The organism is Amycolatopsis sp. NPDC043887 (genome assembly GCF_056435665.1).
The window spans coordinates 216,514-241,981 of sequence record NZ_JBWKEB010000013.1; the positions used below are offsets into that span (position 1 = coordinate 216,514).

The following is a 25,468-nucleotide window of genomic DNA, read 5'->3' on the forward strand; positions in this document are numbered from 1 at the left end:
TCCATTCTGCACCGAAGTTATTGGGGGCTTCCGTGTATCAACGAATGCTGTCCTGTGCCTTGTGCGCGGCCGTCCTGTTCACCGGGACGGTCTCCGTCCCGGTGGCGGTCGGGGCCGTGCCGGGCGTCGTCTCGGTCGCGGCCTCGACGCCGGGTGAGGTCGCCCGGAGGGAAGTGCTGTACCACGCGAAATACGGCGTGTACGCGACGGTGAAGACCGACGCGTGGGTGGCGCTGCTGAGCGAGGATCCGGACGCGGCGGCCATCGAGTTCCTGCGGCTTCCCGATGGCGGGCTCGTCTTCGCGAAGGAAAGGGCGCAGAACCTCGACAAACGCAACATCGATTTCCTGAACAGGCTGCTGGAAACGCATACCAGGCAGTATTCGCCGGAGGTCCACAAAGCTGCCTCGTACTACCTGACCCAGACGCCGTCGAAACGGGAAGAGTTCTGCCACGGCGGCGGCTACGAGGCCGCCAAGGCCCGCGACCTGAAGTTCCGCGCCGACCTCGGTGAGCAGAAACGGGCGCTGGTCGAAGAGGATCGCCGCTACATCCGGATGCTGGCGCAGAACGACCCCGGGGCGCAGGTGCGGTTCGCCGCCTCCTACGCCGTGCGGACGGGGTCGACCGACGACGATCTGACCGACTTCTTCGCCTGGGGCTGGGCGCACGCGGCACGGCTGGACATCGAGTCGTTCCGTGAGCGGGTGCTCGACCAGAACCAGCAGTGGCTGCACACCATCGCAAGGCTGATCACCGACGCGGAAGCCGCGGAGAAGGCCGCCAGGGAGACCGAGGGCGAAGCCGGCAAGGAAGCAAGGGACAAGGCCGCGGTGGCCTGGCGGACCGTCGGCACGCAGGCCTCGCCCGCACAGTCCAAATGGGAGGAGGCGCGCGATTTCTCGCGGCAGCAGGCCGAAACGTGGCGCGCCATCCTGCTCGCGGCCCAGCAGGCGCAGAACCCGAACTGGAACGCGATCATCGACCCGGCGAAGACGACCGAGGCCGATTGGGAGAACAACCGCTCGATGGCCGTCGACCAGGCCGCGTACTGGGAATCGCTGCTGCGGCAGGCACTCGAAGGCGAACAGCGGATCAAGAACCCGAGCTGATCACGACCGTCTCACTCGAGAAAAGGTGACTGGGGTATGCGAAGAACGACTATGTCCACGTCACGGTTGAGCCGTGGCCTGGCGGTGGCCGCCGTCGCCGCCGCTTTTTCCGGACTGCTGGGCTCTCCCGCCCACGCGGTCGAACCACCGCCGGGGCAGGCCGTGCCGCCGGCGATCCCGACGGCCGAACCCGATGTCGGCTCTACGGTCATTCCCGCCGCCACGCAACGGGAGAAGGTCGACGCCGTCAACGCCATCCAGGTCGGGGAACCGACCGACGACTGGCTCCGGCTGTCCGACAAGAACTTCGTCTTCCGGATCTACGACAAGATCAGCATCGACACGTTCCCCCGCACCAAGGCCGAGGCCTCCCGGGTCTACGGGCTCACCGTGCCCGACGCCTCGGTGTTCATCCGCACCGGCGTCCACGAATTCGTCCAGCGCGACCAGGACGAACAGGTGCTGCGCGACGCCGAAAAGCAGCATCGCGTCACCACGCGGATGAAGGCGATGGAGAACGCGCACATCGCCCCGGACCCGGCGATGCTCGACCTGACCGACCGCAACTTCGTGTTCCAGGTCTTCAGCCGGGCCGCCACCGGCAGCAAGGTCAAGGCGGGCGCCGCCACCGCGTACCAGGGTGACGCCGCCGCGTGGAAGACCTTCATCGAGGTCACCGTCCTCGAACTCGCCGAGCAGGACGACCTCGCGGCCATCGAAAAGGCGCGTCAGCAGGGTGAGGAAGAGGCCCAGCGGGTCGAGCGGGAACTCAAGCGACGTTCGGCGGTGGCCGCCGTCCCCGCCACCTTCCAGACCGTCTGGCTGCAGGCCCCCGACGACGTCTTCATCCGTGAGCTGCTGCGCCTGCCCGAACTCGCGATCCCGGCGAACGTCGAGATCAAGGACGCCGCCGATCTCGCTTCGCGCAGCATCGACCCGGCCGTGTGGCGGACGTTCGTCAACACCGGCCTCAAGGAGGCGGCCGACCGCGGCAAGGCACGCCGTGAGCGCGAGGAGGACGAGGCGAACCGCCGCGTCGTCCGCGAGATCAAGACCAGGGCGGAGAACGGCGGTGTCCGGCCCCGGCTGGTCGCGGCCGCCGACACCGCGCTCACCGGTTCGCGCGCCGACGTCGTCGCGTTCCTGCGCGAGGGCCAGTACCAGGTGCTGAACCAGTCCCTCCAGACCGTGACGCCCGGGGTGCGGGGCTGGTACGTGCACGGCGGCGGTGGCGACGCCTGGATCACGCCCGGGCAGGCGGGCACCGACGGCACCAAACCGCTGCCGTACGCGACGTGGAAGGTCGCGAACGGGCTCGCCGACCCGCTCTGCTACTCCTTCGAATCCGTCGATCGCACCGGGAACTACCTGCGGCAGCAGGACTTCCGGGTCAAACTGCACGGCAACGACGGCACGGACGCGTTCAAACGGGACGCGACCTGGTGCCCGAAGCGCACCGGCTGGGGCATCGCGCTGGAGTCGAAGGCGCAGCCGGGCCGGGTCCTGCGGCACATCGACGCGCAGCTGTGGGTCGCCCAGCTCGGCGGCGGCAACTGGTTCGACACCGACCGGCTGTTCAACGAGGACTCGGGCTGGAAGGTCGTCGCCCCCAACCCCGAGGTCTCGACCCCGCTGATGCTCGGCTGGTACAACGACGACCAGCTGCGCGCCCTGGCCGGGAACCCGAAGGCCGCCGAGGTCCACGACGCCGGCGTCCGCTACCGGGACTTCCAGAACGGCCGCGTCTACTGGGGTCCCGACACCGGGTCCAGGTTCGTCACCGGCGAGGTCCACGCGCGGTACCTGGCGATGGGCGGGCACAAATGGCTGCTGCCGCTGACCCATCAGGTGACCGGGAACGGTTCGGCGAAGATCTCGCTGCAGCAAGGCGTCGCGATCTACTGGACCCCGGCGACCGGGGCCAAGCTCGTGATGGGCGCCATCCGCGGCAAATGGGACTCGCTCGGCGCGGAGACCGGTCAGCTCGGTTTCCCGACCAGCGACGAGTACGACATCCCGGGCGGGCGCCGCAGTGATTTCCAGAACGGCTGGTACATCACCTGGAACGCGGCCGACGGCGAAATGAAGGTGCTTCGCCGCGTCGTCGTCCCCATCGGCTGAGTCCAGCCCGAATCCGGCCGGGGATCGGGCGATCCCGATCCCCGGCCGGTCTTCTTTCACCTCGACGAAGGTATTCCGAAATGCGAAGAACACTGGGGAACACCGGAAGACTTACCCGAACCCTCGCGATCCTGACCGTCGCCACCGCGCTGACCGGACTGATCGCCCCGGCCGGCGCGAGCGCCGCACCGCCACCGCCCGCACCCGAGGCACCGCTGGAGAGCCCGGACGCGGCGGCGGCCGAACTCCCCGCCGCGACCGAACTGGAAAAGGTCAGGGCGGTCCACGAAATCGAGGTCGGCGACGCGACGGCCGAATGGCGCAACGCCACCGACATGAACTTCGTCTTCAAGGTCTACGACCGGATCAACGGCACCGACTTCCCGCTCACCAGGGAGGAGTCGTACCGCGTCTACCGGATCATGGTGCAGACGCCCACGGCGCCGGACGCGACGGCGTTCATCCGCACCGGGGTCTTCGACTTCGCCGCGCGGGACCGGATCGAACGGCAGCGCCGCCAGGACGCGTGGAACGAGACCGTCCGCATCCGGCGGGAGGTGCTGATCGACGCCGAACTCCCTTACGACGACGTCATCCTCAACGACAACGACCAGAACTTCGTCTACAAGGTCTACCAACGGGCCCCGGCCGGCACCAAGCTCAAGCTCGGCGCCCTCGATGCCTTCGGTGGCGACGCGGCGGTCTGGAAGGACTTCATCGAGAACAAGATCCGGGAGCTGCATCACCAGGACCAGCTCGACTACATCGAGCGGGAGAAACAGAAGGGCGAGGAAGAAGGCCGCCGCGCCGAGGCCGTCGCGGCCAAGAAGGACGCCTGCCACAAGATCCCGGTCGTCGCCGTCGCGAGCTGGCTCGTGATGACCGACGACGACTTCATCCGCGAACTGCTGAAGACCCCGGAGCTGGCCGATCCCGCGCACCGCGAGATCAAGAACGCGGCGAACGCCGCCTTGATCGCCGGAGCGGCCGATTGGGCGCGGTTCATCACCACCGGCATCGGCGAGGCCCGCGCCCGCGACGACGCCCGGATCCTGCGCGAGCGCGAGGAAGCCGACCGTCAGAAGGTGCGGGACATCAAGGCGAAGGCCGACGCGAGCAGGCTGCGTCCTCGGCTCTCGGCCGCGGCGGCTTCGGTCGCGGCGACCGGGACCTGGGACCAGGTCAAGGACTTCCTCGCCAAGGGCCAGTACGTTCCGCTGGACCAGGGCTTCCAGGGGGTCACCGTGAACACCCGCGGCTGGCACGTGCGCAGCGGTGGAGGTGACGCGTGGGCGACCCCGGGGACGCAGCCGGCGAACACCGTCACCGCTCCGCTCGGCGAGGCCAGCTGGAAGGTCGTCACCGGGCTGGCGGACCCGAACTGCTTCTCGCTCGAATCGGCCACCCGGGTCGGCAGTTACCTGCGGGTCGGGGCGAACCTGCGGGTCCAGCTCGCGGGCAACGACGGCACCGACGGGTTCAAACTCAACGCGACCTGGTGCGCGCGGCCGGGCCTGGACAACAGTGCCGGCAACGTGAGCCTGCAGTCGAAGGCGCACCCCGGCCGGTACCTGCGGCAGTTCTGGGGCGAGCTGTGGGCCGCGCACGGCCAGAGCAACGAGAACAACTTCGACACCACGGGCAATTTCGCGACCGACGCGTCGTGGAAGACCGTCGACCCGAACCCGAACATCTCCACGAAGATCGACCTCCGCCTGCTCAACGAGGACTGGTGGCGTGAGTACTTCGGGCCGGCGACCACGCCGGAGTACATCGAAAACGGAGTACGGCTGCGGAAGTTCCAGAACGGCGCGGCTTTCTGGAACCCGACGCAGGGGCCGAAGAACATCCTGTACCCGATCCTGACCAAGTACTGGTCCATGGGCGGGCACAAGCTCCCGGCCAACCTGCCAGTCGTCGACAATCTCTTCCTCCCGGACGGGATCGGCCGGGCGACCCATCTCGAAAGCGGCCGCTCCATCTATTGGAGTCCCAACACCGATTCGCGGCTGATCTACGGCGCCATCCGCGATCTCTACGAAAAGATGGGCTGGGAACGAAGCTGGCTCGGCTATCCGATCTCCGACGAGATGGACGTCCCGGGTGAACCGGGCAAGCGCCGGAGCATGTTCCAGTTCGGGAACATCGACCACACCGCGCAGCAAGGAGCATGGGCGTACCGCAGGTGACGCCGGTGGCCTCGCCGGGAATCGGCGAGGCCGCCTTTTCTCCCGCCCTTTCCAGGAATCGAATTTTCCGGGGGTTTTCTGATGTCCAGAACGAAACACGCGCTGAGAGCGCTCGTTCTCTTCTTGGTTTTGACCGTTTTCGCCGGGCTGATCCAGCCCGGTTCCGCCTCGGCCGACGATCCACCGCCGGTCACCCCGCCGCCGACGTCACCCGCGCGGCCGATGCCGGAGGACCCGTACCGCAACTGGGACGGGCAAGCGGGTGTCCCCCCGCTCGCGGGCGAACCCTTCGTCCGTCAGATCGTCGCCGACCACGCGGAACTGGCGGAGGAGCCGGAAGTCCGCGAGGCGGCCGCGGCCGCGTTGGCCGCGGGCACCGCCGCCGCGCTGGAGGAATTCCTCGAACGCGGTCTCGACGCGGCCAGAGCCCGCGCCGCGGCACGCGTGACCGAGACGGCGAGACAGAACCGGGCCACGATCCAGGCGATGACGGGCACCGGCGGCCCGATCTTCCGGGCCGAGGTCCAGCGGGTGCTGGCGGGCACCGACACCGATCGCGAGCAGTTCCTCGCCTATGGCAAGGAGATCGCGGAGGAACGGGACGCGCAGATGGCCGCCGGGACGCAGGCCAGGGCCGACCAGCTGCGCGCGCGGGTCACCGCCCTGCTCGGCGTCGCCGGGCACCACGTGAAGACCGCGGCGCAGGCCGCGCTCGACGCCGGTGACGCGGCGATCGCCGAATTCCTCGCCACCGGTTATCTGGCGGCCGCGAAACGCGACGCCGAAGATCGCGAGAAGCAGATCCGCGACCAGGAAGCCGCCGAACGCGCGGCCGACCAGCTGAGCGATCTCGCCCGGCGGTCCGCCAGGGCGATGACCGCACGCGGACAGCTGGTGGTGGCACACGGAGACGCGCTGCGGGCGCTGCAGCGGGTGGCCAACGCGATGGTGCTGGCGGGCAACGAAGCCCGTAAGGCCAAGCAGATCCTCGACGCCAACGACGCGGCGGGGAACCACCCGGCGGATTCGTTCACCCTCGTCAAGGCCGAAGCCGCGCGTCAGGTGGCCAACGCCCGGACCGCGGCGACCGACGCCGTCAGTGCCGCCGAGCGGGCGGGCGTCCAGGCGGCCGAACTCATCGCCGCCGGCCTGCCCTACGGCACGCAGTGGGGCGACATGACCCGGGGAATGGCCGCGGCCGCCCAGGGCGCCGTGCACGCTTCGGAGACCGCGCAGCACGCGATCGACGCCACCGAGGCGACCGATCAGGCCCGCAACGCCCAGGAGCGCGCGGAGCGGCACGCGGAACAGGCACGTCAGTGGGGCCTGCACGCCGAACAGCACGCGCAGGCAGCCAAGGCGGTCGCCGATGCCGCCGCCGCGCAGGCCGCGGCGGCCAAGGACGCCGCCGTCCGCGCCAAGTCCGCTCGCGAACAGGCGGAAGCCGCGGCCGAGGCGGCCAGGGCCGCCGCGGATCGCACCCGAGGGCACCGGGAGGAGGCGCAGCGTCAGCGAGACCGGGCGAAGAGCGCCCGGCAGGTCGCCGAGGCGGAACGCGTCAACGCGGCCAACGCACGGCAGCGCGCCGACCAGGCCGCGGCGGAAGCGCGGCGGCAACGCGGCGAGGCCCAGCGCCAGGCCGGGATCGCGGAGGACGCCAACCAGCGGGCGCAGCACCAGGAGCGGCTCGCGAGTGACGCCGAACAGCGGGCGGTCACCGAGGAAGGCAACGCGCGGACGGCCCGTGACAACGCCTACGCTGCCGAGCAGCGGAAGCAGACGGCCCAGGCCAAGGCGGACGCGCTCACGGCGGCCGAGGCGGCGGCCCGCGGGACGACGGCCGAGGGCGACGCGCGCAGAGCGGCCGACGCGGCCCGTGCGGAGGCGGGCCAGGCCGCGTCGGCCGCCACCGCGGCACGGAACGCGGCCAACCTGGCGACCGGGGCGGCCGTGGTCGCCCGGGAGGCGGCGACCGAGTCGACCCGGGCCGCGGCCCGGGCGCGCGCGGCCGCACAGGAGGCCAAGGCAGCCGCCTCGGCCGCGAACAGGGCGGCGGGTCAGGCCGAGTCGTCGGCGGCGGAAACCCACCAGCACGCGACCCAGGCCAACGTCAAAGCCAGCGAAGCGACCGCGGAGGAGACCAAGGCGGCCGAGGCCGCGCGTTCGGCCGTCCAGCTGGCCGAACAGGCCTCCCAGGAGGCGATGCGGTCCCTGATGGCGGCGGAACGGACCCGCGCCGAGGCCGACGCGGCCTTCAACGAGTCGGTTTCGGCGGCCACGCAGGCCTCCGTCGCACTTCGGGCGTCCACGGCGGCGAGCTCTTCGTCGGCGGCCATCACCGATCCGGCGAACACCGCGATCCGCGTCGTCGCGCCCTACGCGGGCACGGACATCGACGCGGACTTCGTCATGCTGGTCGCGGCCCAGGCCAGGGCCGTCGGCGACGAGCAGGCGAGGGCGGCCCGGGACCGGGCCCACGAGGCCCAGTTGGCCGCCGAGCGCGCCGCGGAGGCCGCCAGGCAAGCGGCGGACACGGTGAAACCGGCCTTCGAGGCCGCCGCACGCGCGGCGTCGTCGGCCGCGGCGGCGGCGAATTCCGCCGCCGAGGCACAGGAAGCGGCGGCACGCGCGGCGAGCGAAGGCGCACTCGCCCGAGCGGCGGGTGAGCGCGCCAACGCGTCCGACGCGGCCGCCAGGGCCGACGCGCAGACCGCCAGGGCCGCCGCCAACGAGGCGAACGCCGACGCGGCCATCGCGGGCCGGAGCGCGGCCGCCGCCGAGCGGCAGGCCCAGGCCGCCCGTGACGCCGCGAGCCGGGCCGAGAACGACGCGCGGCTGGCCAGGGAAGCGGCGACGAACGCCGAAAGGTCGGCGGCCGAGGCCAGGGACGCCGCCGACCGCGCGGAAGAACACGCCCGTAACGCCGCCGCCGCGGCCGAGAGGGCCAGGCAGAGCGCGACCGAGGCCCAGCAGGCCGCGGACCGCGCCGAAGAACGGCAACGTCAGGAAGAGGAGGAGGAAAGGCGCAAGGCGGCCGAGGCGTCCGGGCAGCTCCCGGACCTGACGCCGGAAGAGGCCGCGATGCTTTCGACGTCCGACTTCGGGCGTCTGCTCCTGGACGAATACCGGCAGGCTAGGGACAAGGCCCAGAACGGCGGCGGGGTCCTCGAATTCCTCGTCGAGATCGGCGCCGAAGTGCTGCTGGAGGTCATCGGCTGGCGCGACGCGGAACGGTGCTTCGGCGACGGCAACATCGAGGCCTGCATCTGGACAGTGCTCAACGTCGCGTCGGTGGTCGCGGTGTTCCTGAAGCTGCCGAAGGTGGCTTCGGCGGTCGTGAAGATCGTCGAGAACATCAAGAAGTTCGTGAGCAAATCCGCGCTCTTCCGCAAGGTCGTGGAGAAGGTCACGCCGGTCTTCAAGACCATCCGCAAATGGTGCAAGCGGCTCTCCGAAGTCCCGGTGGCCGCGGCGAGAACCGCGGACTTGCCGGACTTCACCTGCGGACTCGTCGACTACGACAGCGGCGGGATGTCGTCCATCGCGATGGACGCGCGGGTCGGGTCCGGCTTCGGGCTCGGGCACAACATCGCGGTCGCCTATCTGGAAGGCTGGACCAACCCCGACGGCAAGTACCCGAACTACGTGATCGGTTACAGCGACGGCGACGACCGGCACTCCGAGCGGGACATCGTCCAGAAGGTGCGGGCCAAAGGGAAGAACCCGAAGGACATCAAGGCCCTGTACTCCGAACGAGAGCCGTGCCCGAACTGTGACCGGGATTGGTTGCCCGAAATGGGGGACGATCTCAAGGTTTCCTTCTCGGTGGCCTGGACCGACGACAAACTGCTCAATTCGGCGTACAAGCAGATGTTGCAGGGCTACATGCGAAAGGCGTACAAGAACCGTGGCATCAACTTCCCCGGCGCGCTGATCGCCGAGACCAAGGAGGAACGCGTGCTCGTGAGTGCCGGATGACGTCGCCGCGACGGGTCTCCCCCGCCGAACAGGAACGGCTGCTCGCATTGGGCGGCCGGACCGCGGCCGTGCTGCGGGAGGCGGGCTTCCGGGTGATCGCCGAACCGGACCTGTCCGGCCTCAGCGACGAGGGCGGCGCGGCGATCGACGTGGACCTCTTCGAAGGAGCCGGCGGCGTCTACGTGAACTGGCTGATGAACGTCGCCTGGCAGGAGGAGGTCTACCGGCACCTGACGGCCGGGGAGACCGAGCACCCAAGGGTGCGGCAACTGAACGCGGCACACGCGGCGGTGAGGGCGGCGCTCACCGCGGTCCTCACCGCCGCGGGCCTCACCGTGGTGCCGAGCGAGGACAGTATGCGACCGCTGGAGCTGCACGTCCTCGGCTGACGGTCGCGTGACGGAACGGAAAAGGCCCCCGCTCCCCGGCAGTGCCGGGGAGCGGGGGCCTTTTCGTGTGACCGAGGCTAGCGCCCGGAGGTGATCTCCTTGCGCTCCGCGGATGGCTCGCCACCGATGTCGTCGACCTTGCCGTTGCCGTGCCCGTTGGACCGGGCGCGCTCCAGCGCGATCGTCTCCTCGACCGGGTCCGGGGACCAGGTCGAACCGGCGACGGCGTGTCCGGCCGAGCCGAGCTTGTTCATCTTCTTCGGCACCGACGCGCCCTGGTACTCGAGCGGGATCGGGTGGCCGTGGTCGTCCACCGGGCCGAGCGGCTGGTGGATCTCGATGAACTCACCGTGCGGCAGGCGCTTGATGATGCCGGTCTCGACACCGTGCTCCAGCACCTCGCGGTCGGCCCGCTGGAGACCGAGGCAGATCCGGTAGGTGATGTAGTACGCGATCGGCGGCAGCAGCAGGACACCGATCCGGCCCGCCCACGTCGTCGCGTTCAGCGAGATGTCGAAGGCGAACGCGATGATGTCGTTGAAGCCCGAGAGCATGATGACCGCGAAGAACGTCAGGGCCATGATGCCCAGCGAGGTCCGCACCGGGACGTCGCGCGGACGCTGCAGCAGGTTGTGGTGCGCGGTGTCCTTGGACAGCTTTCGCTCGATCCAGGGGTACATCACCAGCAACCCGATCAGCAGCGGCATCCCGACCGCGCCGGGGAAGAACACGGCCGGGACCGTGTAGTTCCCGAGGTAGAGCTCCCACGCGGGCCAGATCCGCAGCATGCCGTCGGCCCAGGCCATGTACCAGTCCGGCTGCGAACCCGCCGAGACCTGCGCCGCGTTGTACGGGCCGATGTTCCAGATCGGGTTGATCTGGAAGAGGCCCGACATCAGCGCGATGATGCCGGTGACCAGCGCGAAGAACGCACCGCCCTTGAGCGCGAAGACCGGCATGATGCGGACGCCGACGACGTTGGTCTCCTTGCGGCGCACGCCCGGGAACTGCGTGTGCTTCTGGTACCAGACGAGCGCGAGGTGCGCGGCCACCAGGCCGAGCATGATGCCCGGCAGCAGCAGGATGTGGATCGTGTACAGGCGCGGGATGATCTCGTTGCCGGGGAACTCCCCGCCGAACAGCGCCCAGTGGATCCACGTGCCCATGACCGGCACGGAGAGCACGATGCCAGAGAGGGTCGCGCGGATACCGGTACCGGAGAGCAGGTCGTCCGGGAGCGAGTAGCCGAAGAAGCCCTCGAACATGCCCAGGACCAGCAGCAGCGCGCCGATGACCCAGTTCGCCTCACGCGGGCGCCGGAAAGCGCCGGTGAAGAAGATCCGGAACATGTGCACCATCATCGAGGCCACGAAGATCAGCGCGGCCCAGTGGTGCAGCTGGCGGACGAACAGACCGCCGCGGACGTCGAACGAGATGTCCAGCGTGGTCGCGAAGGCCCGCGACATCTCGACGCCCTGCAGGCCGGTGTAGCTGCCGTTGTAGACGACCTCCTCCATGGAGGGGTCGAAGAACAGCGTGAGATAGACACCCGACAGCAACAGGATGATGAAGCTGTAGAGCGCGATCTCGCCGAGCAGGAACGACCAGTGCGTCGGGAACACCTTGTTGAGCTGGTGCCGCATGCCCTTGGCCAGGTGATACCGGTCGTCGGCCCACTTCGCACCAGCGCCCGCGGCCTTCTCGACCGGGTTTGTCCCCTTCGTCGGGGTGGTGAGTGAACTCATGACTTACGCTCCCAAAAGGCCGGTCCGACGGCCTCGTTGAAGTCTCCGCGCGCGATCAGGTAGCCCTCAGAGTCCACTGTAATCGGAAGCTGGGCCAAGGGCCGGGTCGCCGGCCCGAAAATCGGCTTGGCGTAGTGGAGCGCGTCGAACTGGGACTGGTGACAGGGGCAGAGGATGCGGTTGGTCCGCTGCTCGTACAGGGAGGTCGGGCAGCCCACGTGGCTGCAGATCTTCGTGTACGCGTAGTAGTCGCCGAAGTTGTAGTCCTCCTGGCCCTGACGCTTGACGACCTTGGCGGCGTCGGTCGGGCGGAGACGGATCAGCATGACCGGGTTGTCGACGCGTTTGAAGGCGGCCGACAGCGCGTGCTCGTCGTCCTTCTCGGACTCGCGGTACGGGAACACCGTCTCCATCGCGCCCGCGTCGAGGTCCTCGGCCTTGACCAGGGAGATCTCGTGCGGACGACCGGTGTTGCGGCGCAGGTAGACCTTCTCTTCCGGGAAGTTCTTCTTCCAGCCCGAGTGCCACAGCGAGTCGCGGTTCTCGGTGTCCTTCCACGGGTCCTTGATGAAGGAAGCGACCGGCAGCGCCGCGACGGCGAGGCCGAGCACCCCGGCACCGGCGCCCGCGGACCGTTTGATCATCGAACGGCGCGCGATGGTGCTGCGGCTGCCCGAGTCGGCGAGCTGGGCGATGATGGTGGCCTTGTCGACCTCCTTGGAACCGCCGTCCCCGCGCTCCTGGACCGAGACCTCGGCCGGGATGAACTTCTTGGTGTAGAGGATCACACCGATACCGAGGCTGAGCACGGCCAGCCCGAGGGTGATCCCGAGCAGCGGCGTGTACAGCGTGTACTGGGTGTAGCCGTGCGTGCCCGGCTCCTTGTACTCGAACCAGTGCGGCCACGCGATGAGGACCACGAACGCGAGGCCGGACAGCGCGGCCAGCACGAACCAAAGGGCGACGGCGCGCTCGGCGCGCTTCTCCGCCTTCGTCCCCTCGACCGGCCAGGGCGTCGGGTATTCGACGATCTCGACCCCGTCGAGCGCGGTACCCAGCTTGACCAGCTGGTCGCGATCCATGTCCGCCAACTCCGCCTCTGTCGGCGGCTTCGGCCCTTCGGCGCTCATGCCTTCGATCCAATCCACAACGTCACGCCGATCAGCGCGGCGATCCCGACGATCCACGCGATCGCGCCCTCCGAGGCCGGGCCAAGACCGCCGAGCGAGTTACCGCCGGGTGAGTTGTTCCCGTTGCTCACGGACTTCACGAACGCGATGATGTCCTTCTTCTCCTCCGGCGACAGCTGCCGGTCGGAGAACTTGGGCATGTTCTGCGGCCCGGTGAGCATCGCGGTGTAGATCTGCTCTTCCGTGGCCGGGTCCAGGTTCGGGGCGAACTTGCCCGAGGACAGCGCGCCGCCGCGGCCGGTGAAGCCATGGCAGGAGGCGCAGTTGAGACGGAAGAGCTCGCTGCCGCGCGCGACGTCCTCGCCGCGCAGCGCGTCACCCTTCTCGGCGGGACGCTGTGCGCCACCGCCGTTGGCCTGGATGTAGGCACCCAGCGCGTTGATCTCGGCCTCGGTCAGCTTCGGCGGCTTCCGCTGCGCCTGGGCTTCCTGCCGCACCGCGGGCATGCGGCCGGTGGAGGTCTGGAAGTACACGGCCGCGTCGCCGATGCCGATGAGGCTCGGGCCACGGTCGGTGACACCTTCGAGCTTCGGCCCGTGACATTCGATACACGTGTTGTTGTAGAGCTTCTCGCCCTCACGCAGGAGGGCGGACTCGCCCTGCGCCTGCGCGGTCTGCGGCTCCGGGGCGAAAACGGCGTACAACCCGCCCACGCTCAGCAGCGCGATCCCGAGCGCCAGCGCGCCGGCGAACCGCCTGCGAGCCTTCGACCGCTTGCGGAAGCGGCGCTCCGTGTTGTTCTTGCTGGAGGTCATCTTGCGGCAACCCTTGCTGTCAGTTCAGGCCGATAGGTCGTGGTGGCGGCTTCGTTCACGGAAGGATGTAGATCACCGCGAACAGGCCCACCCACACGATGTCGACGAAGTGCCAGTAGTACGACACGACGATCGCCGAGGTGGCCTGAGCCGGGGTGAACTTGCTCAGCTTGGTGCGGATGAGCAAGTACACGAACGCGATGAGCCCGCCGATGACGTGCAGGCCGTGGAACCCGGTCGCGAGGTAGAAGACCGTGCCGTACGCGCCGGACGGGATGGTCAGCCCCTCGTGGATCAGGTTCAGGTACTCGTAAGCCTGGCCACCCACGAAGATCGTGCCCATGATCAACGTGATGATGTACCAGCGGCGGAGGCCGAACACGTCACCCTTTTCGGCGGCGAACACGCCGAACTGGCAGGTGAACGACGACGCCACGAGGATCACGGTGAACGGGATCGCCAGCGCGATGTTCAGGTGGAAGGGCTCACCGTGCAGCGGCGGCGGCCATTGGCCGGACGCGTTCTGCGCCTTCACGGTGAAGAACATGGCGAACAGTCCGGCGAAGAACATCAGTTCGCTGGACAGCCACACGATGGTGCCGACACTGACCATGTTCGGCCGGTTCAGCGAGTGGACCCGCTGGCTGATGGTGGGAGCTGCCGTTGTCACGCGTCGCATTATGTCCTCTCACGCACGGGGCCCGCCGGGTGGGTCCACGGCAAGTCGCGTGCGTGTCGGGTCACATCTGAACGAAAGTGGGAACAGGGCTACTCATGGGTTTACTAGATCGGCTTCGTGACCTGGTCAAGAAGCCGAAGCTCCCAGGCCTGACGGTCGACACGCCCGGCGTGGAGATCGTCGTGGAGGCCTTCGATCCCGCCGAGGCGGATTCTTCGGCGTTGGCGAGATCACCCGCTTGGGTCGCCGAAGCGCCCGCGATCCTGCGCCATCACTTGAAACTGCCGCCCGAAAAGGTGGAAGAGGCGGCCTCGATCCTCGCCCAGGACGGCTGGGAGCTGCGAGAACAGGGTCCCGACGGCGATTTCGCCCTGGCGCACGCGGTGCGGGTCCAGTCCCTCGACGCGCTGCACTGCGCGCAGGAACGGTCACGGATGGCGGGCCTCGCGCAGCGGCTCGGCGGCGACTCGCTGGGCTGGGACGCGCTCCAGCCGTCGGGTGCGTCCACGTGATGTCGGTCATGGCGGATAACATCGCGGGGTCGACATGACTAGACGAGGCGGAGGCGCGCTCATGGGCGAGCAGGCGATGCGGATCCTGGTGTTCAGCCACAAGGCGGAGGTGCGCGAGGCGATCATCAACGCCGTCGGCCGCAGGCCCGCCGCCGACCTCGGCCGGGTGGACTACACCGAGGCGTCCGGCATCTCCGAGGTCCTCGTCGAGATGGACGCGGGCAACGTGGACCTGGCCATCCTCGACGGCGAGGCGCAGCCGACCGGGGGCATCGGGCTGACCCGTCAGCTGAAGAACGAGATCGAGGACTGCCCGCCGATCGTGGTCTCGGTCCGGCGCAAGGACGACCGCTGGCTCGCGACCTGGTCGCAGGCCGACGCGGTGCTGGTCCACCCGCTCGACCCGCTGACCGCCGCCGAAACCGTCGCCGACGTGCTGCGCGCCCGGCGGGTGCCGGCCGTGCACGGCTGAGCCGATGAGCTCGGCCGCCAAGACCTGGCCGTCCCTGCTCAACCAGCTCATCGCGCGCGCGGACCTGTCCGAGGAGGACACCGCGTGGGCGATGGACCAGATCATGAGCGGGGCGGCGACACCCTCCCAGATCGCCGGGTTCGCCGTCGCGCTGCGCGCGAAGGGTGAGACACCGGCGGAGATCTCCGGCATGGCCGACGCCATGCTGGCGCACGCCAGGCGGGTGACGATCGACAGGCCGTCGGTGGACATCGTCGGCACCGGCGGCGACCGGTCCAATTCGGTCAACATCTCCACCATGGCCACGGTGGTGACGGCCGCGGCAGGTGCCCCGGTGGCCAAGCACGGCAACCGGAGCGCGTCGTCGAAGTCCGGCGCGGCCGACGTGCTGGAGGAGCTGGGCGTCACCATCGACCTGCCGCCCGAGACGGTCCAGCGCAGCGTGAACGAACTGGGCATCGGCTTCTGCTTCGCGCCGAAGTTCCACCCCGCCCTGCGTCACGCCGGCCCGACCCGCGGCGAACTCGGCGTGCCGACGACGTTCAACCTGCTCGGCCCGCTGACCAACCCGGCGCAGCCGCGCAGTTCGCTGATCGGCTGCGCCTACGAGGACAAGACCCGCGTGCTGGCCGAGGTGTTCGCGCGGCGCGGCATGACCGTGCTGCTCGTGCGCGGCGACGACGGGCTGGACGAGATCACGACCACGACCACGAGTTCGGTGTGGGTGGTCTCCGGCGGCGAGATCACCGAGCGCAGCTTCGATCCCGCGTCGCTGGACATCCCCCGGGTGACCGCGGAGGACCTGCGTGGCGGCGACGCGGCGCACAACGCCGAGGTGTTCCGTCAGGTGATGGCCGGGAAGACCGGGCCGGTACGGGACGCGGTACTGCTCAACTCGGCGGCCGCGCTGGCGGCTTTCACCGGGTTCTCGGGATCGCTGGAAGACGACCTGGCCGCCGGGCTCGCGCGGGCGGCCTCGGCCATCGACTCGGGTGCGGCGGCCGACCTGCTGAACCGGTGGATCGCCTTCGCCTGACCCCTGGGTCTCGCAAGTGTCCGCTCTCCTGGCGATGCTATGAAAGGTCCTTTCCTTGCAAATTTTGCAAGGAAAGGACCTTTCATAGCATCGGCGCTCTCTTGCTCCAGGAGCCCGTGGTCAACGAAGAATTCCTTCGCGCGTACCACTCACGACGTGCAATGAAAGGTCCCTTCCTAGCAAATTTTGCTAGGAAGGGACCTTTCATTGCACGGGCGAGCGGCTACGAAGCGGTGCTGAACCGCGCCCGGTAAGCCGTAGGCGTCAGTCCCGTAGCCCGCCGAAGCTGCGTACGCAGGTTCGCGGCGGTACCGAACCCCGAAGCCCGCGCCACCCTGTCCAGCCGTTGCTCCCCGCGCTCGATCAGCCGGCACGCCAGCGCGATCCGTTCCGTGGTGAGCCACGCGAGCGGCGTCGTCCCCAGTTCGGCGCGGAACCGCCGGTGCAGCGTCGCCTGGCTGGCCGCCGCTCGCGAGGCGAGGTCGGCGACGGTGAGCGGGCGGTCCAGCCGTTCACGCGCCCAGGCGAGCACCGGCGCCAGCGAGGTGTCCGGCACCGGCGGCAGTGGACGCTCGACGAACTGCCGTTGGCCGCCGTCGCGGTGTCCGGCGAACACCAGCCGTCTGCTCACCGCGTTGGCGATCTCGGCGCCGTGGTCCCGGCTGATCAGGTGCAGCCCCAGATCGAGCGCGGCCGCGCTGCCCGCCGCGGTCAGGACGTCGCCGTCGTCGACGAAGAGGACGTCCGGCTCCAGCAGTACTTCGGGATACAGCTCGCGGAAGAGTCCCGCCCACTTCCAGTGGGTCGTCGCGCGGCGCCCGTCCAGGACGCCCGCCTGCGCGAGGGTGAAGGCGCCGGTGCAGAAGCTCACCAGCCGGGCACCCCGCCCGGCCGCGGCGCGGATGGCGCTCAGTACCGGCTCCCTGGCCGGGCTCTCCGGATCGGGCCGGTTGGGCACGATCACCGTGTCCGCGGTCTCGACGGCGTCGAGCCCGGCGACCCCGGTGAGCGTGAACATGCCCAGGTGCATGCGCACGGACGGCTCGGCGGCGCACAGGGTGAAGCCGTACCAGGGCCTGCCCAGTTCCGGCCGCCGAAGGCCGAACAGCTCGGTCGCGACGCCCATTTCGAAGGGATTGGACCCTTCGTCGACCAGGACGGCGACCTCGTGCGAGGAATCATGCGACATATGCGATTCCTAGCACTCACTCCTCCGGCGGTCCAGTGACGAGGATCGGGACATGAGCAAGCAACCGATCGATCTGGGCACCGCGCTGGCCGGCTTCGACGAGATCTGGAGTCCGCGCATCGTCGCCCACGTCAACGACTACGACGTCCGCCTCGCCAAGGTCGCGGGCGAGCACGTCTGGCACGTCCACGAGAACACCGACGAGTTCTTCCTCGTCCTCGACGGCACCGTGGACATCGCGTTGCGCGAGGAGGGCGGCGAACGGGTCGTCACGCTCCCCCGCGGCTCCGTGTTCGTCGTCCCGCGCGGCACTTTCCACAAACCGTCCTCAGTGGACGGTGCGTCGCTGATGCTGTTCGAGCCGACCGGGACGCTGTCCGTCGGCGACCGGCACGACGAGGTCCCCGACCATGTCCACGTCACCGTGGGGCAGGAAATCTCCTTCTAGCCGGCGGAAAACGTCCTGCGATAAGCACTCGGGCTGGTCCCGCGAAGCTTGCCGAACTGATGCCGCAGCGCCGCGGCGGAGGCGTATCCACAGGCGACCGCTATGTCCTCAATGGACAGACGGCCTTCTTCGAGCAGGGACTGTGCGCGGTCGAGGCGGCGTTCGGTGAGCCACCGGTGCGGCGTCGTCCCGGTGGCCGCCGAGAACCGGCGCAGGAACGTGCGCTCCCCCAATCCACTGCGCCGGGCGAGTTCCGCGACGGTGAACGGCCGGTCCAAGCGCCGCTCGATCCATTCGAGCGCTTCGGCGAGCACGGTGTCGTCCGGCGCGGCGGTCTCGGGCACCGGCGCCTGCACGAACTGCGCCTGCCCGCCGGCCCGGTGCGGCGCCGCGACCATCCGCCTGGCCAGCGTGGTGGCCGCGGCGACGCCGCGCAGTTCGCGCACCAGATGCAGGCAGAGGTCGACGGCGGCGACGGTTCCCGCGCTGGTGAGGACGCCGCCGTCGTCGACGTACAACGCCTTCGGATCGACCTTCGCCGTCGGGAAGCGCGACCGGAACTCCTGCTCGTACACCCAGTGCACGGTGCAGTTGCGCCCGTCGAGCAGCCCCGCGTACCCGAGCGAGAAGACACCCGCGCAGAAGCCCGCGACCCAGGCACCCCGGCTCGCCGCGTCACGCAGGACTTCGAGCACCGGCTCCGGCGGGCTCGCGCTGCGCGGCGCGCAGGTCGGGACGATCAGCAGGTCCGCCGACGCCGCGAAGTCCAGGCTCTCCAGGCCATCGAGCCCGAAGCCGGACCAGCTCAGGACGTTCGCGCCGCCGGGCGAGCACACCGCGAAATCCCAGCCTTCGATGCCGTCGGCGCTGCGATCGGTGCCGAAGACCTCGCACGCGACGCCGAGTTCGAACGGCGACACCTGGTCGGCGAGCACGACCGCGACCTTCTTCACATCCATCGAGGCAGTGTGTCACAAGTTTTGCGGTCGATGTCATCTCTGACACTGGTTGAACGCGGACGCGAGGGCGAAAGTGGTCGCCATGAACAAGAACAACCCCGTGTTGCAGTGGACCGCCGCGATGGCACTCTCCGGCACGATCGGTGCCGTCGTTCTCGAAAGCGGCGCCGACGCCCCCGCCGTGGCGTTCGCGAGGAGCCTTGTCGGCGGCCTGCTGCTCCTGGTGTGGAGCGCCGCCCGAGGCTGGCTCCACCCGTGGACACTCAGCCGCCGCGACCTGCTGCTCGCCATCCTCGGCGGGCTGTTCCTGGTCGGGAACTGGGTCCTGCTGTTCGCCTCGTACACGCTGTCGTCGATCGGGGTCAGCACCGTCGTGTACCACACCCAGCCGCTGATGCTGGTCGGTCTCGCGGCGGCGTTCCTCGGCGAGAAAATGGCGAAGAGCCAGCTGGTCCGGGCACTGATCGCGTTCGGCGGAGTGACGCTCATCTCGCTGTCCGCGCACGGCATCGACGGGAAACCCGTGCGGCTGGAGGGGATCGCGCTCGCCCTCGGCGCGGCCGCGCTGTACGCCGGCGCTTCCTTCGTCGCGAAGCAGCTCAAACACGTTCGCCCGCACGTCCTGGCGGCCGTCCAGCTGGTGACCGGCACGATCGTGCTCGCACCCGCCCTGCTCGTCACGCCGCTGCCCACGGACACCTCGGGCCTGCTGTGGCTGGTCCTGCTCGGGACCGTGCACACCGCGCTGATGTACGTCCTGATGTACGCGAGCATCGGGAAACTGCCGACCACGACGGTGGCGCTGCTGTCCTACGTCTATCCGGTGGTCGCGGTGGTGGTGGACGTCCTCGCCTACGGGCACCGGCCGACGTGGCCGGAGGTCGTCGGGATGCTGGCCGTCCTGGCCGCGGCGCTGGCCCCGAAACGCACGCCGGCTCCTGAACCCGAGCCCCGGCCTGCCCGCGTTTAGTCCTCTGAATGCGAAAACGGCGCCCAGCTCCACAGGGGAGCGGGGCGCCGTTTCGGCGTCAAGACGTCACTCGTGGTTCGGGCCCGTGTGGTACTCGAACACCAGCCCGCCGATGGCGACGATGACCAGGCCCAGCGCGATGATCAGCAGCCAGATGTGGAAGAACGCGAGCGCGACACCGGTCAGCGCGGCGGCCGCCGCGAGACCGACCGGCCAGTAGCTGCCAGGGCTGAAGAAGCCCAGCTCACCGGCGCCGTCGCTGATCTCGGCGTCTTCCCGGTCCTCCGGGCGCGGCTCGATGCGCCGCGCCACGAACTGCAGGTAGCTCCCGGCCAGGAAGGCCAGGCCACCGGTCAGGATCAGGGCCACCACACCGACCGGCTCGACGCCGTCCCGGGTCATCGTTCCGGTCATGTACGCGTAGATACCCGCCACGACGACGGAGAAGACCGCGACGAGGAAGAAAATCCGTCCTTCGACCTTCATGGACGTTGCCTCACTCCTGTTTCGGGCTCGAACAGCCGGGTCAGTTGGACGCGACCCGCGCGGTGCGGTCGGTGTTGAACGGGGTGGTGGTGACGGCGTAGGGCGAGCACAGTTCGCCGCAGTTCATCGCCGTCAGCGCCTCGGAGGCCGTGTTCGGCTTGCCGCTCTTCGGGTTCACCGTGCCGCGGAGCTGGATGTACTGCGCGTACTTGTCCGGCGAGAGCGCCCTGACCTCGAAGTTCATCCCCGAGTGGTAGGTGCCGCACAGTTCGGCGCAGCGGCCGACGAACGAACCTTCCTTGTCGATCGAGTTCTGGAAGGTGAAGTCCTGGTTGTTCTTCTCCGGGTCCGGCATGACGTCCCGCTTGAAGTGGAACTCCGGCACCCAGAACGAGTGGATGACGTCGGCCGACCGCAGGTTGTACTGGATCGTCTTGTTCGTCGGCAGGACCAGCAGCGGGATCTCGGTCGAGCTGCCGACCGTGGTGATCTCGGGGTCGTCGTGGTTCTTGGAGTCGCTCTTGTACTTGAACTCCCAGTTCCACTGGAACGCGACGATGTCGACCGTGACGTCCGGGTTCTCCGTTTCGGCGAGCACGCGGTTCTCGGTGGTCGCGGTGAAGAAGAACAGCACGCAGACCATGATCGTCGGGACGACGACCGTGAAGATCTCCAGCGGGATGTTGTACTGGAACTGACGGGGCAGTTCCTCCTCCGCGCCGTCGGCGGTCTTCTTCTTGCGGTGGAAGATCGCGGTCCAGAAGATCAGCGCCCAGACGATCACACCGACGACCAGCGCGGCGATGACGGTCCACGTCCACAGGGTGCGCATGTCGTGCGCCTGCGGGGTCACCCCGACCGGCCAGCCGAAGCGGAGGATCTCGTCCCCGGAACAGCCCGTCGCCGTCAGCATCACCAGCGCGGCGAGCGCTGCGACGCGACCAGCCCGCTTAACTGGGATGCGCTCTGGATTTCCCACTGCGCCTTGCCCTTTCACCCAGAGCCTCCTCGACCGATCTTCGTGACAGGCGGAGCCTAGCCGAGTTGCGGCGCCGCGCTGACTAAGGGGTGACCCCAACACGCGTATCCCCCACCACATCCGGGTGTACACACCCACCGGCATACTGGGCCCTTCTCCCCCGCTCGGCCAACAAGAGGTGTGTGAACTAGACGTGTGCGGCCTGCTTGGACTGATCTGTTCGACCGAAGCCGACGCGGCGAGCGCCCGTGACGCCGTCGACGCGGCCATGCGCTGCCAGCGGCACCGGGGCCCCGACGAGCACGACACCTGGGCCGACGCCGAGGTCGTCTACGGCTTCAACCGGCTGGCCTTCATCGACGTCGACCACGCCCACCAGCCGCTGATCTGGGGTCCGCCGGAGGCACCCGAGCGCTACACGCTGAACTTCAACGGCGAGATCTACAACTACAAAGAGCTGCGCGACGAGCTGGCCGCCGAGCACGGTGCGAAATTCGCCACAGAGGGTGACGGCGAGGCGATCGTCGCGGCGTATCACTACCTCGGCGACGACGCGGTGAAGAAGCTGCGCGGGATGTTCGCCTTCATGATCTGGGACTCCCAGGAGAAGGTCGTCTTCGGCGCGCGTGACCCGTTCGGCATCAAACCGCTGTTCTACTCCGCCGGCCCCGGCAAGGTCGCCTTCTCCAGCGAGAAGAAGAGCCTGCTGGAGCTCTCGGGCGTGCTCGGGGTCGAGGACAAGCTGGACAAGACGGCCCTGCAGCACTACCTGGTGCTGCAGTACGTGCCGGAGCCCGAATCGATGCACACCGGGATCCGCCGCGTCGAGTCCGGCACGTCGTTCCGGGTGGTTCCCGGTGGTGAGGTCGAGTTCACCCGCTACTTCCACCCGCAGTTCAACGCGAAGCCGGTCAACAACCAGGCCGAGGCCGACGAGCTGTACGAGCGCATCGCCGATGTGATGCGCGACTCGGTCGGCAAGCACATGATCTCCGACCCGGACGTCACGGTCGGCGCGTTCCTGTCCGGCGGCATCGACTCCACCGCGACCGCGACGCTGGCCAAGGAGCACAACCCGAACCTGATCGCGTTCACCACCGGTTTCGAACGCGAGGGCTACTCCGAGGTCGACGTCGCCGCCGAATCGGCCGCCGCGATCGGCGTGAAGCACGTGGTCCGCACGGTGTCGGCGGACGAGATGATGGAGGCGCTGCCGCTCATCGTCTGGTACCTCGACGACCCGGTGGCAGACCCGGCGCTCGTGCCGCTGTGGTTCATCGCCCGCGAAGCACGTAAGCACGTCAAGGCGGTGCTGTCCGGCGAAGGCGCCGACGAGCTCTTCTGCGGCTACACGATCTACAACGAGCCGATTTCGCTGGCTCCGTTCGAGAAGATCCCGGGCGGGATGCGGAAGATCATCGGCAAGGTCTCCACGAAGATCCCGGAAGGCACCCGCGGCAAGGACCTGCTGCGGCGCGGGGCGCTGCCGCTGGAAGACCGCTACTACGGCAACGCGCGCAACTTCCGCGACGACCAGCTCCGCAAGGTACTGCGCACGTACGAGGACGGGATCGGCTTCAAGGACGTCACCGCGCCTTGGTACAAGATCTCCGAGAACTGGGACCCGGTCGCGCGGATGCAGCACGTCGACCTCTACACCTGGCTGCGCGGCGACATTCTGGTCAAGGCCGACAAGGTGACCATGGCGAACTCGCTGGAACTGCGCGTGCCGTTCCTCGACGCCGAGGTGTTCAAGGTCGCCTCGACCATCCCGCTCGACCAGAAGCTCGCGCACGGCACCACGAAGTACGCGCTGCGCCAGGCGCTGGCGAAGATCATCCCGGGACACGTGCTGAACCGGCGCAAGCTGGGCTTCCCGGTGCCGATCCGGCTGTGGCTGCGCAACGAGATGTACGACTGGGCGAAGGGCATCATCTCGGACTCGCGGACCGACGCGCTGCTCGACAAGAAGGCCGTCCTGGCGCTGCTCGAAGAGCACAAGGCCGGGCAGCTCGACCGCAGCCGTCAGCTGTGGGCGCTGCTGGTGTTCATGCTGTGGCACGGCATCTTCGTCGAGAACCGCATCAAGCCCGAGGTGCCGGAACCCGTCTACCCGGTGAAGCTCTAGTCACGACTCCGTGCTGGCCTTCACCGGTCACCTGGTGAAGGCCAGCATGGAGGGATGGACTTCGTCCTCGTGCACGGCACGACGCAGAGCCCGGCGGGCTGGGACCGCGTGGCCAAGCTGCTCACCGCCGCCGGGCACCGCGCGATCGCCGTGGACCTGCTGACCCCGGTGGACCTGCCGATCGAGGGCTACGCGCAGCACGCGCGGGACCAGTACGACGGCGGACGGCCGGTCGTCGTGGCCCATTCCGGATCCGGGGTGCTGCTTCCCGCGATCGCCGAAGCGCTCGACGCGCGGGCCATGGTGTGGGTCGCCGCCTACATCCCCGACTTCGCCGGCGGCCGGAGCCCGCGCGACGAGGCACCGGCCGTGCTCGAACCCGACTGGATCGGCGTGGACCCGACGGCGGATCCCGCGAAAGCGTCGGAATTCCTCTTCCACGACTGCGATCCCGAGACCGAACGGTTGGCGGTGGACAGTCTGCGGCTGTTCAACCCCGCGGTGCTTGCATCGCATCCGGCAGGAGCCGCGCCGGAGATCCCGTCGACGGTGATCGTCCCCACCCGCGACCGCACGCTCCGGCCGGAGTGGATGCGCCGGGCCGCGCGGGAGCGGCTCGGCGTCACCGCGATCGAGATCGACGCCGGGCACTGCCCGCACATGTCCCGGCCGGCCGAGGTCGCCGCCATCCTGACCCGCCGCGCGTGAAGGCCCCCTTCCCTCGGCTGAGCCGGGGGAAGGGGGCCTTCACGCGCTAGGTCTCAGCTCAAGCGGGCAGGATCGCCGCGATCTCCTCGGCGGACTCCGGTCCGAAGGCCTCCTTGAGGCGGCCCAGGACGTCGGCCCGGTCGAAGGACCATTCCTGCGTGCCCACGGTCTCCAGCACCAGCACGGCGATCAGCGAGCCCAGCTGCGCCGAACGCTCCAGGCCGAGCCCGCCGTCGATACCGGCGATGAACCCGGCGCGGAAGCCGTCGCCGACGCCGGTCGGGTCGACCTTGCCGCGTTCCGGGACGGCGCCGATCTGCAGCGCGAGGCCGTCCTTGCCGACGATCTCGACGCCCTTCTCCCCGAGCGTGGTGATCCGCATGCCGACCCGGTCGAGGACGTCGGTCTCGGACCAGCCGGTCTTCTGCAGCAGCAGTTCCCATTCGTAGTCGTTGCTGAACAGGTACTTCGCGCCCTCGATGAAGGTGCGCACCTGCTCGCCGTCCATCCTGGCCAGCTGCTGCGAGGGGTCGACGGCGAAGGTGTAGCCGCGCTGGCGGCACTCCTCGGCGTGCCGGACCATGCCTTCGGGGTCGTCCGGGCTGATCAGCACGAGCGACAGCTCGCCGGCGTGCGCGGCGACCGGCTCCAGCTCGATGTTGCGGGATTCCGCCATCGCGCCGGCGTAGAAGGTGGCGATCTGGCAGAGGTCCTCGTCGGTGGTGCAGACGAACCGGGCGGTGTGCGCGACCTCGGAGACCAGCACTCCGGCGGTGTCGACGCCGTGCCGCTCGAGCCAGGACCGGTAGTCGGCGAAGTCGGAGCCCACCGCGCCGACCAGGATCGGACGCTTGCCCAGCACCCCGAGGCCGAAGGCGATGTTCGCGCCGATCCCGCCCCGCCGGACGACGAGGTCATCGGCCAGGAAGCTCAGGGACACCCGGTGCAGCTGCTCGGCGATGAGCTGCTCGGCGAACCTGCCTGGGAAGTGCATGAGGTGGTCGGTTGCGATACTGCCGGATACCGCGATCCTGGCGTTGTCTGCCACCGGTTCTCCTTGGTCGGTCGGCCCCGCCGAGGCGAGGACGGCTAAGTTACCCGCAGGTCATGCCCCATACGGGTTGCTTCGGGCACGGCCATCGACACTACCGGTTGGTAGTGGTGTCCTACTCGAACACGAGTCATTAGCTTGTCGTTCGTGACCACTTCCGCGTATCACCTCGAACCGGAATCGATCGGCGAACTCATCGCCGACTGTGCCGGCATCCCGTCCTCCCTCCAGGCCGAGAACCTGCCACTGCCCCGGCAGATCGCTCCGCCCTGGACCGTGGACGAGCGGTGCCTCGCCCAGGTCGCCGATCTGGACGCCTACGTCTGATCCCGTTCCGGGCATGAAGAAGGGCCGCGACCTGGGTGAGGTTCG

22 protein-coding genes are annotated in these 25,468 nt (G+C 68.9%); 13 read left to right on the forward strand and 9 right to left on the reverse strand.

Features of this window, described 5'->3' with window-relative positions; translation table 11 throughout:
* Positions 1–32: 32 nt before the first annotated feature.
* From AC069H_RS31245 to AC069H_RS31265, 5 genes are all read left to right on the forward strand, one after another.
* Complete coding sequence (locus tag AC069H_RS31245; protein ID WP_478234706.1) at positions 33–1,112, forward strand: hypothetical protein; 1,080 nt, start codon at positions 33–35, stop codon at positions 1,110–1,112.
* Between the two features lie 36 nt (positions 1,113–1,148).
* Positions 1,149–3,233 carry an AbfB domain-containing protein gene (locus tag AC069H_RS31250; RefSeq protein ID WP_478234707.1) on the forward strand — a complete coding sequence of 695 codons (2,085 nt, stop codon included), beginning with the start codon at positions 1,149–1,151 and terminating at the stop codon, positions 3,231–3,233.
* An 80-nt stretch (positions 3,234–3,313) separates the two neighbouring features.
* On the forward strand, positions 3,314–5,422 hold the full coding sequence (locus AC069H_RS31255; protein ID WP_478234708.1) for an AbfB domain-containing protein: 2,109 nt from the start codon (positions 3,314–3,316) through the stop codon (positions 5,420–5,422).
* A gap of 81 nt (positions 5,423–5,503) precedes the next feature.
* A complete protein-coding gene (locus AC069H_RS31260; RefSeq protein ID WP_478234709.1) occupies positions 5,504–9,400 on the forward strand; it encodes a nucleic acid/nucleotide deaminase domain-containing protein in 3,897 nt (1,298 codons plus the stop codon).
* Positions 9,397–9,789 carry a hypothetical protein gene (locus tag AC069H_RS31265; protein ID WP_478227249.1) on the forward strand — a complete coding sequence of 131 codons (393 nt, stop codon included), beginning with the start codon at positions 9,397–9,399 and terminating at the stop codon, positions 9,787–9,789. Before AC069H_RS31260 ends, AC069H_RS31265 begins: the two co-directional genes overlap by 4 nt.
* Positions 9,790–9,866: 77 nt before the next feature.
* Here the strand turns inward: AC069H_RS31265 and qcrB are convergent, their stop codons facing one another.
* The 4 genes from qcrB to ctaE are packed head-to-tail and all read right to left on the reverse strand — an operon-like array spanning position 9,867 to position 14,158.
* Positions 9,867–11,534, reverse strand: a complete 1,668-nt coding sequence (gene qcrB, locus AC069H_RS31270) for a cytochrome bc1 complex cytochrome b subunit (protein ID WP_478234710.1) — start codon at positions 11,532–11,534, stop codon at positions 9,867–9,869.
* The gene (gene qcrA, locus AC069H_RS31275; RefSeq protein ID WP_340687497.1) at positions 11,531–12,664 is read right to left on the reverse strand and encodes a cytochrome bc1 complex Rieske iron-sulfur subunit; all 1,134 of its coding nucleotides are present in this window, start codon (positions 12,662–12,664) and stop codon (positions 11,531–11,533) included. Before qcrA ends, qcrB begins: the two co-directional genes overlap by 4 nt.
* Positions 12,661–13,479 carry a cytochrome bc1 complex diheme cytochrome c subunit gene (gene qcrC, locus AC069H_RS31280; RefSeq protein WP_192741101.1) on the reverse strand — a complete coding sequence of 273 codons (819 nt, stop codon included), beginning with the start codon at positions 13,477–13,479 and terminating at the stop codon, positions 12,661–12,663. Before qcrC ends, qcrA begins: the two co-directional genes overlap by 4 nt.
* A gap of 55 nt (positions 13,480–13,534) precedes the next feature.
* Positions 13,535–14,158, reverse strand: coding sequence for an aa3-type cytochrome oxidase subunit III (ctaE, locus tag AC069H_RS31285; protein WP_478227250.1), 624 nt, complete (start codon positions 14,156–14,158; stop codon positions 13,535–13,537).
* A 95-nt stretch (positions 14,159–14,253) separates the two neighbouring features.
* Here ctaE and AC069H_RS31290 point away from each other — a divergent pair, with 95 nt between their 5' ends.
* From AC069H_RS31290 to trpD, 3 genes are all read left to right on the forward strand, one after another.
* Positions 14,254–14,670, forward strand: coding sequence for a hypothetical protein (locus tag AC069H_RS31290; protein WP_478234711.1), 417 nt, complete (start codon positions 14,254–14,256; stop codon positions 14,668–14,670).
* A gap of 61 nt (positions 14,671–14,731) precedes the next feature.
* Complete coding sequence (locus AC069H_RS31295; protein ID WP_016336048.1) at positions 14,732–15,142, forward strand: hypothetical protein; 411 nt, start codon at positions 14,732–14,734, stop codon at positions 15,140–15,142.
* Between the two features lie 4 nt (positions 15,143–15,146).
* On the forward strand, positions 15,147–16,178 hold the full coding sequence (trpD, locus tag AC069H_RS31300) for an anthranilate phosphoribosyltransferase (RefSeq protein WP_478234712.1): 1,032 nt from the start codon (positions 15,147–15,149) through the stop codon (positions 16,176–16,178).
* A 223-nt stretch (positions 16,179–16,401) separates the two neighbouring features.
* Here the strand turns inward: trpD and AC069H_RS31305 are convergent, their stop codons facing one another.
* Entirely contained in the window at positions 16,402–17,367 is a 966-nt protein-coding gene (locus AC069H_RS31305) for a helix-turn-helix domain-containing protein (protein ID WP_478227253.1), read from the reverse strand.
* A 52-nt stretch (positions 17,368–17,419) separates the two neighbouring features.
* Between AC069H_RS31305 and AC069H_RS31310 the strand changes: the two genes are divergently transcribed.
* Entirely contained in the window at positions 17,420–17,815 is a 396-nt protein-coding gene (locus AC069H_RS31310; protein WP_478227254.1) for a cupin domain-containing protein, read from the forward strand.
* Here the strand turns inward: AC069H_RS31310 and AC069H_RS31315 are convergent.
* On the reverse strand, positions 17,812–18,774 hold the full coding sequence (locus AC069H_RS31315; RefSeq protein ID WP_478227255.1) for a GlxA family transcriptional regulator: 963 nt from the start codon (positions 18,772–18,774) through the stop codon (positions 17,812–17,814). The two genes, AC069H_RS31310 and AC069H_RS31315, sit on opposite strands and share 4 nt — an antisense overlap.
* Positions 18,775–18,856: 82 nt before the next feature.
* On the opposite strand from AC069H_RS31315, the gene AC069H_RS31320 reads away from it, so the two are divergent.
* The gene (locus tag AC069H_RS31320) at positions 18,857–19,744 is read left to right on the forward strand and encodes a DMT family transporter (RefSeq protein WP_478234713.1); all 888 of its coding nucleotides are present in this window, start codon (positions 18,857–18,859) and stop codon (positions 19,742–19,744) included.
* Between the two features lie 66 nt (positions 19,745–19,810).
* Here the strand turns inward: AC069H_RS31320 and AC069H_RS31325 are convergent, their stop codons facing one another.
* A complete protein-coding gene (locus tag AC069H_RS31325) occupies positions 19,811–20,230 on the reverse strand; it encodes a cytochrome c oxidase subunit 4 (RefSeq protein ID WP_034321396.1) in 420 nt (139 codons plus the stop codon).
* A gap of 40 nt (positions 20,231–20,270) precedes the next feature.
* A complete protein-coding gene (gene ctaC, locus AC069H_RS31330; protein WP_478227257.1) occupies positions 20,271–21,209 on the reverse strand; it encodes an aa3-type cytochrome oxidase subunit II in 939 nt (312 codons plus the stop codon).
* A 193-nt stretch (positions 21,210–21,402) separates the two neighbouring features.
* Here ctaC and asnB point away from each other — a divergent pair, with 193 nt between their 5' ends.
* Together asnB and AC069H_RS31340 are read left to right on the forward strand one after the other, a co-directional pair.
* A complete protein-coding gene (gene asnB, locus AC069H_RS31335) occupies positions 21,403–23,337 on the forward strand; it encodes an asparagine synthase (glutamine-hydrolyzing) (protein WP_340687490.1) in 1,935 nt (644 codons plus the stop codon).
* A gap of 54 nt (positions 23,338–23,391) precedes the next feature.
* The gene (locus AC069H_RS31340) at positions 23,392–24,045 is read left to right on the forward strand and encodes an alpha/beta fold hydrolase (RefSeq protein ID WP_478227259.1); all 654 of its coding nucleotides are present in this window, start codon (positions 23,392–23,394) and stop codon (positions 24,043–24,045) included.
* A 58-nt stretch (positions 24,046–24,103) separates the two neighbouring features.
* Here the strand turns inward: AC069H_RS31340 and AC069H_RS31345 are convergent, their stop codons facing one another.
* Positions 24,104–25,093, reverse strand: coding sequence for a carbohydrate kinase family protein (locus AC069H_RS31345; protein WP_478234714.1), 990 nt, complete (start codon positions 25,091–25,093; stop codon positions 24,104–24,106).
* A gap of 141 nt (positions 25,094–25,234) precedes the next feature.
* Between AC069H_RS31345 and AC069H_RS31350 the strand changes: the two genes are divergently transcribed.
* Positions 25,235–25,423: a hypothetical protein gene (locus AC069H_RS31350; protein WP_101609500.1), complete on the forward strand. Its 189-nt coding sequence runs from the start codon at positions 25,235–25,237 to the stop codon at positions 25,421–25,423.
* The last annotated feature ends 45 nt before the right edge of the window (positions 25,424–25,468 follow it).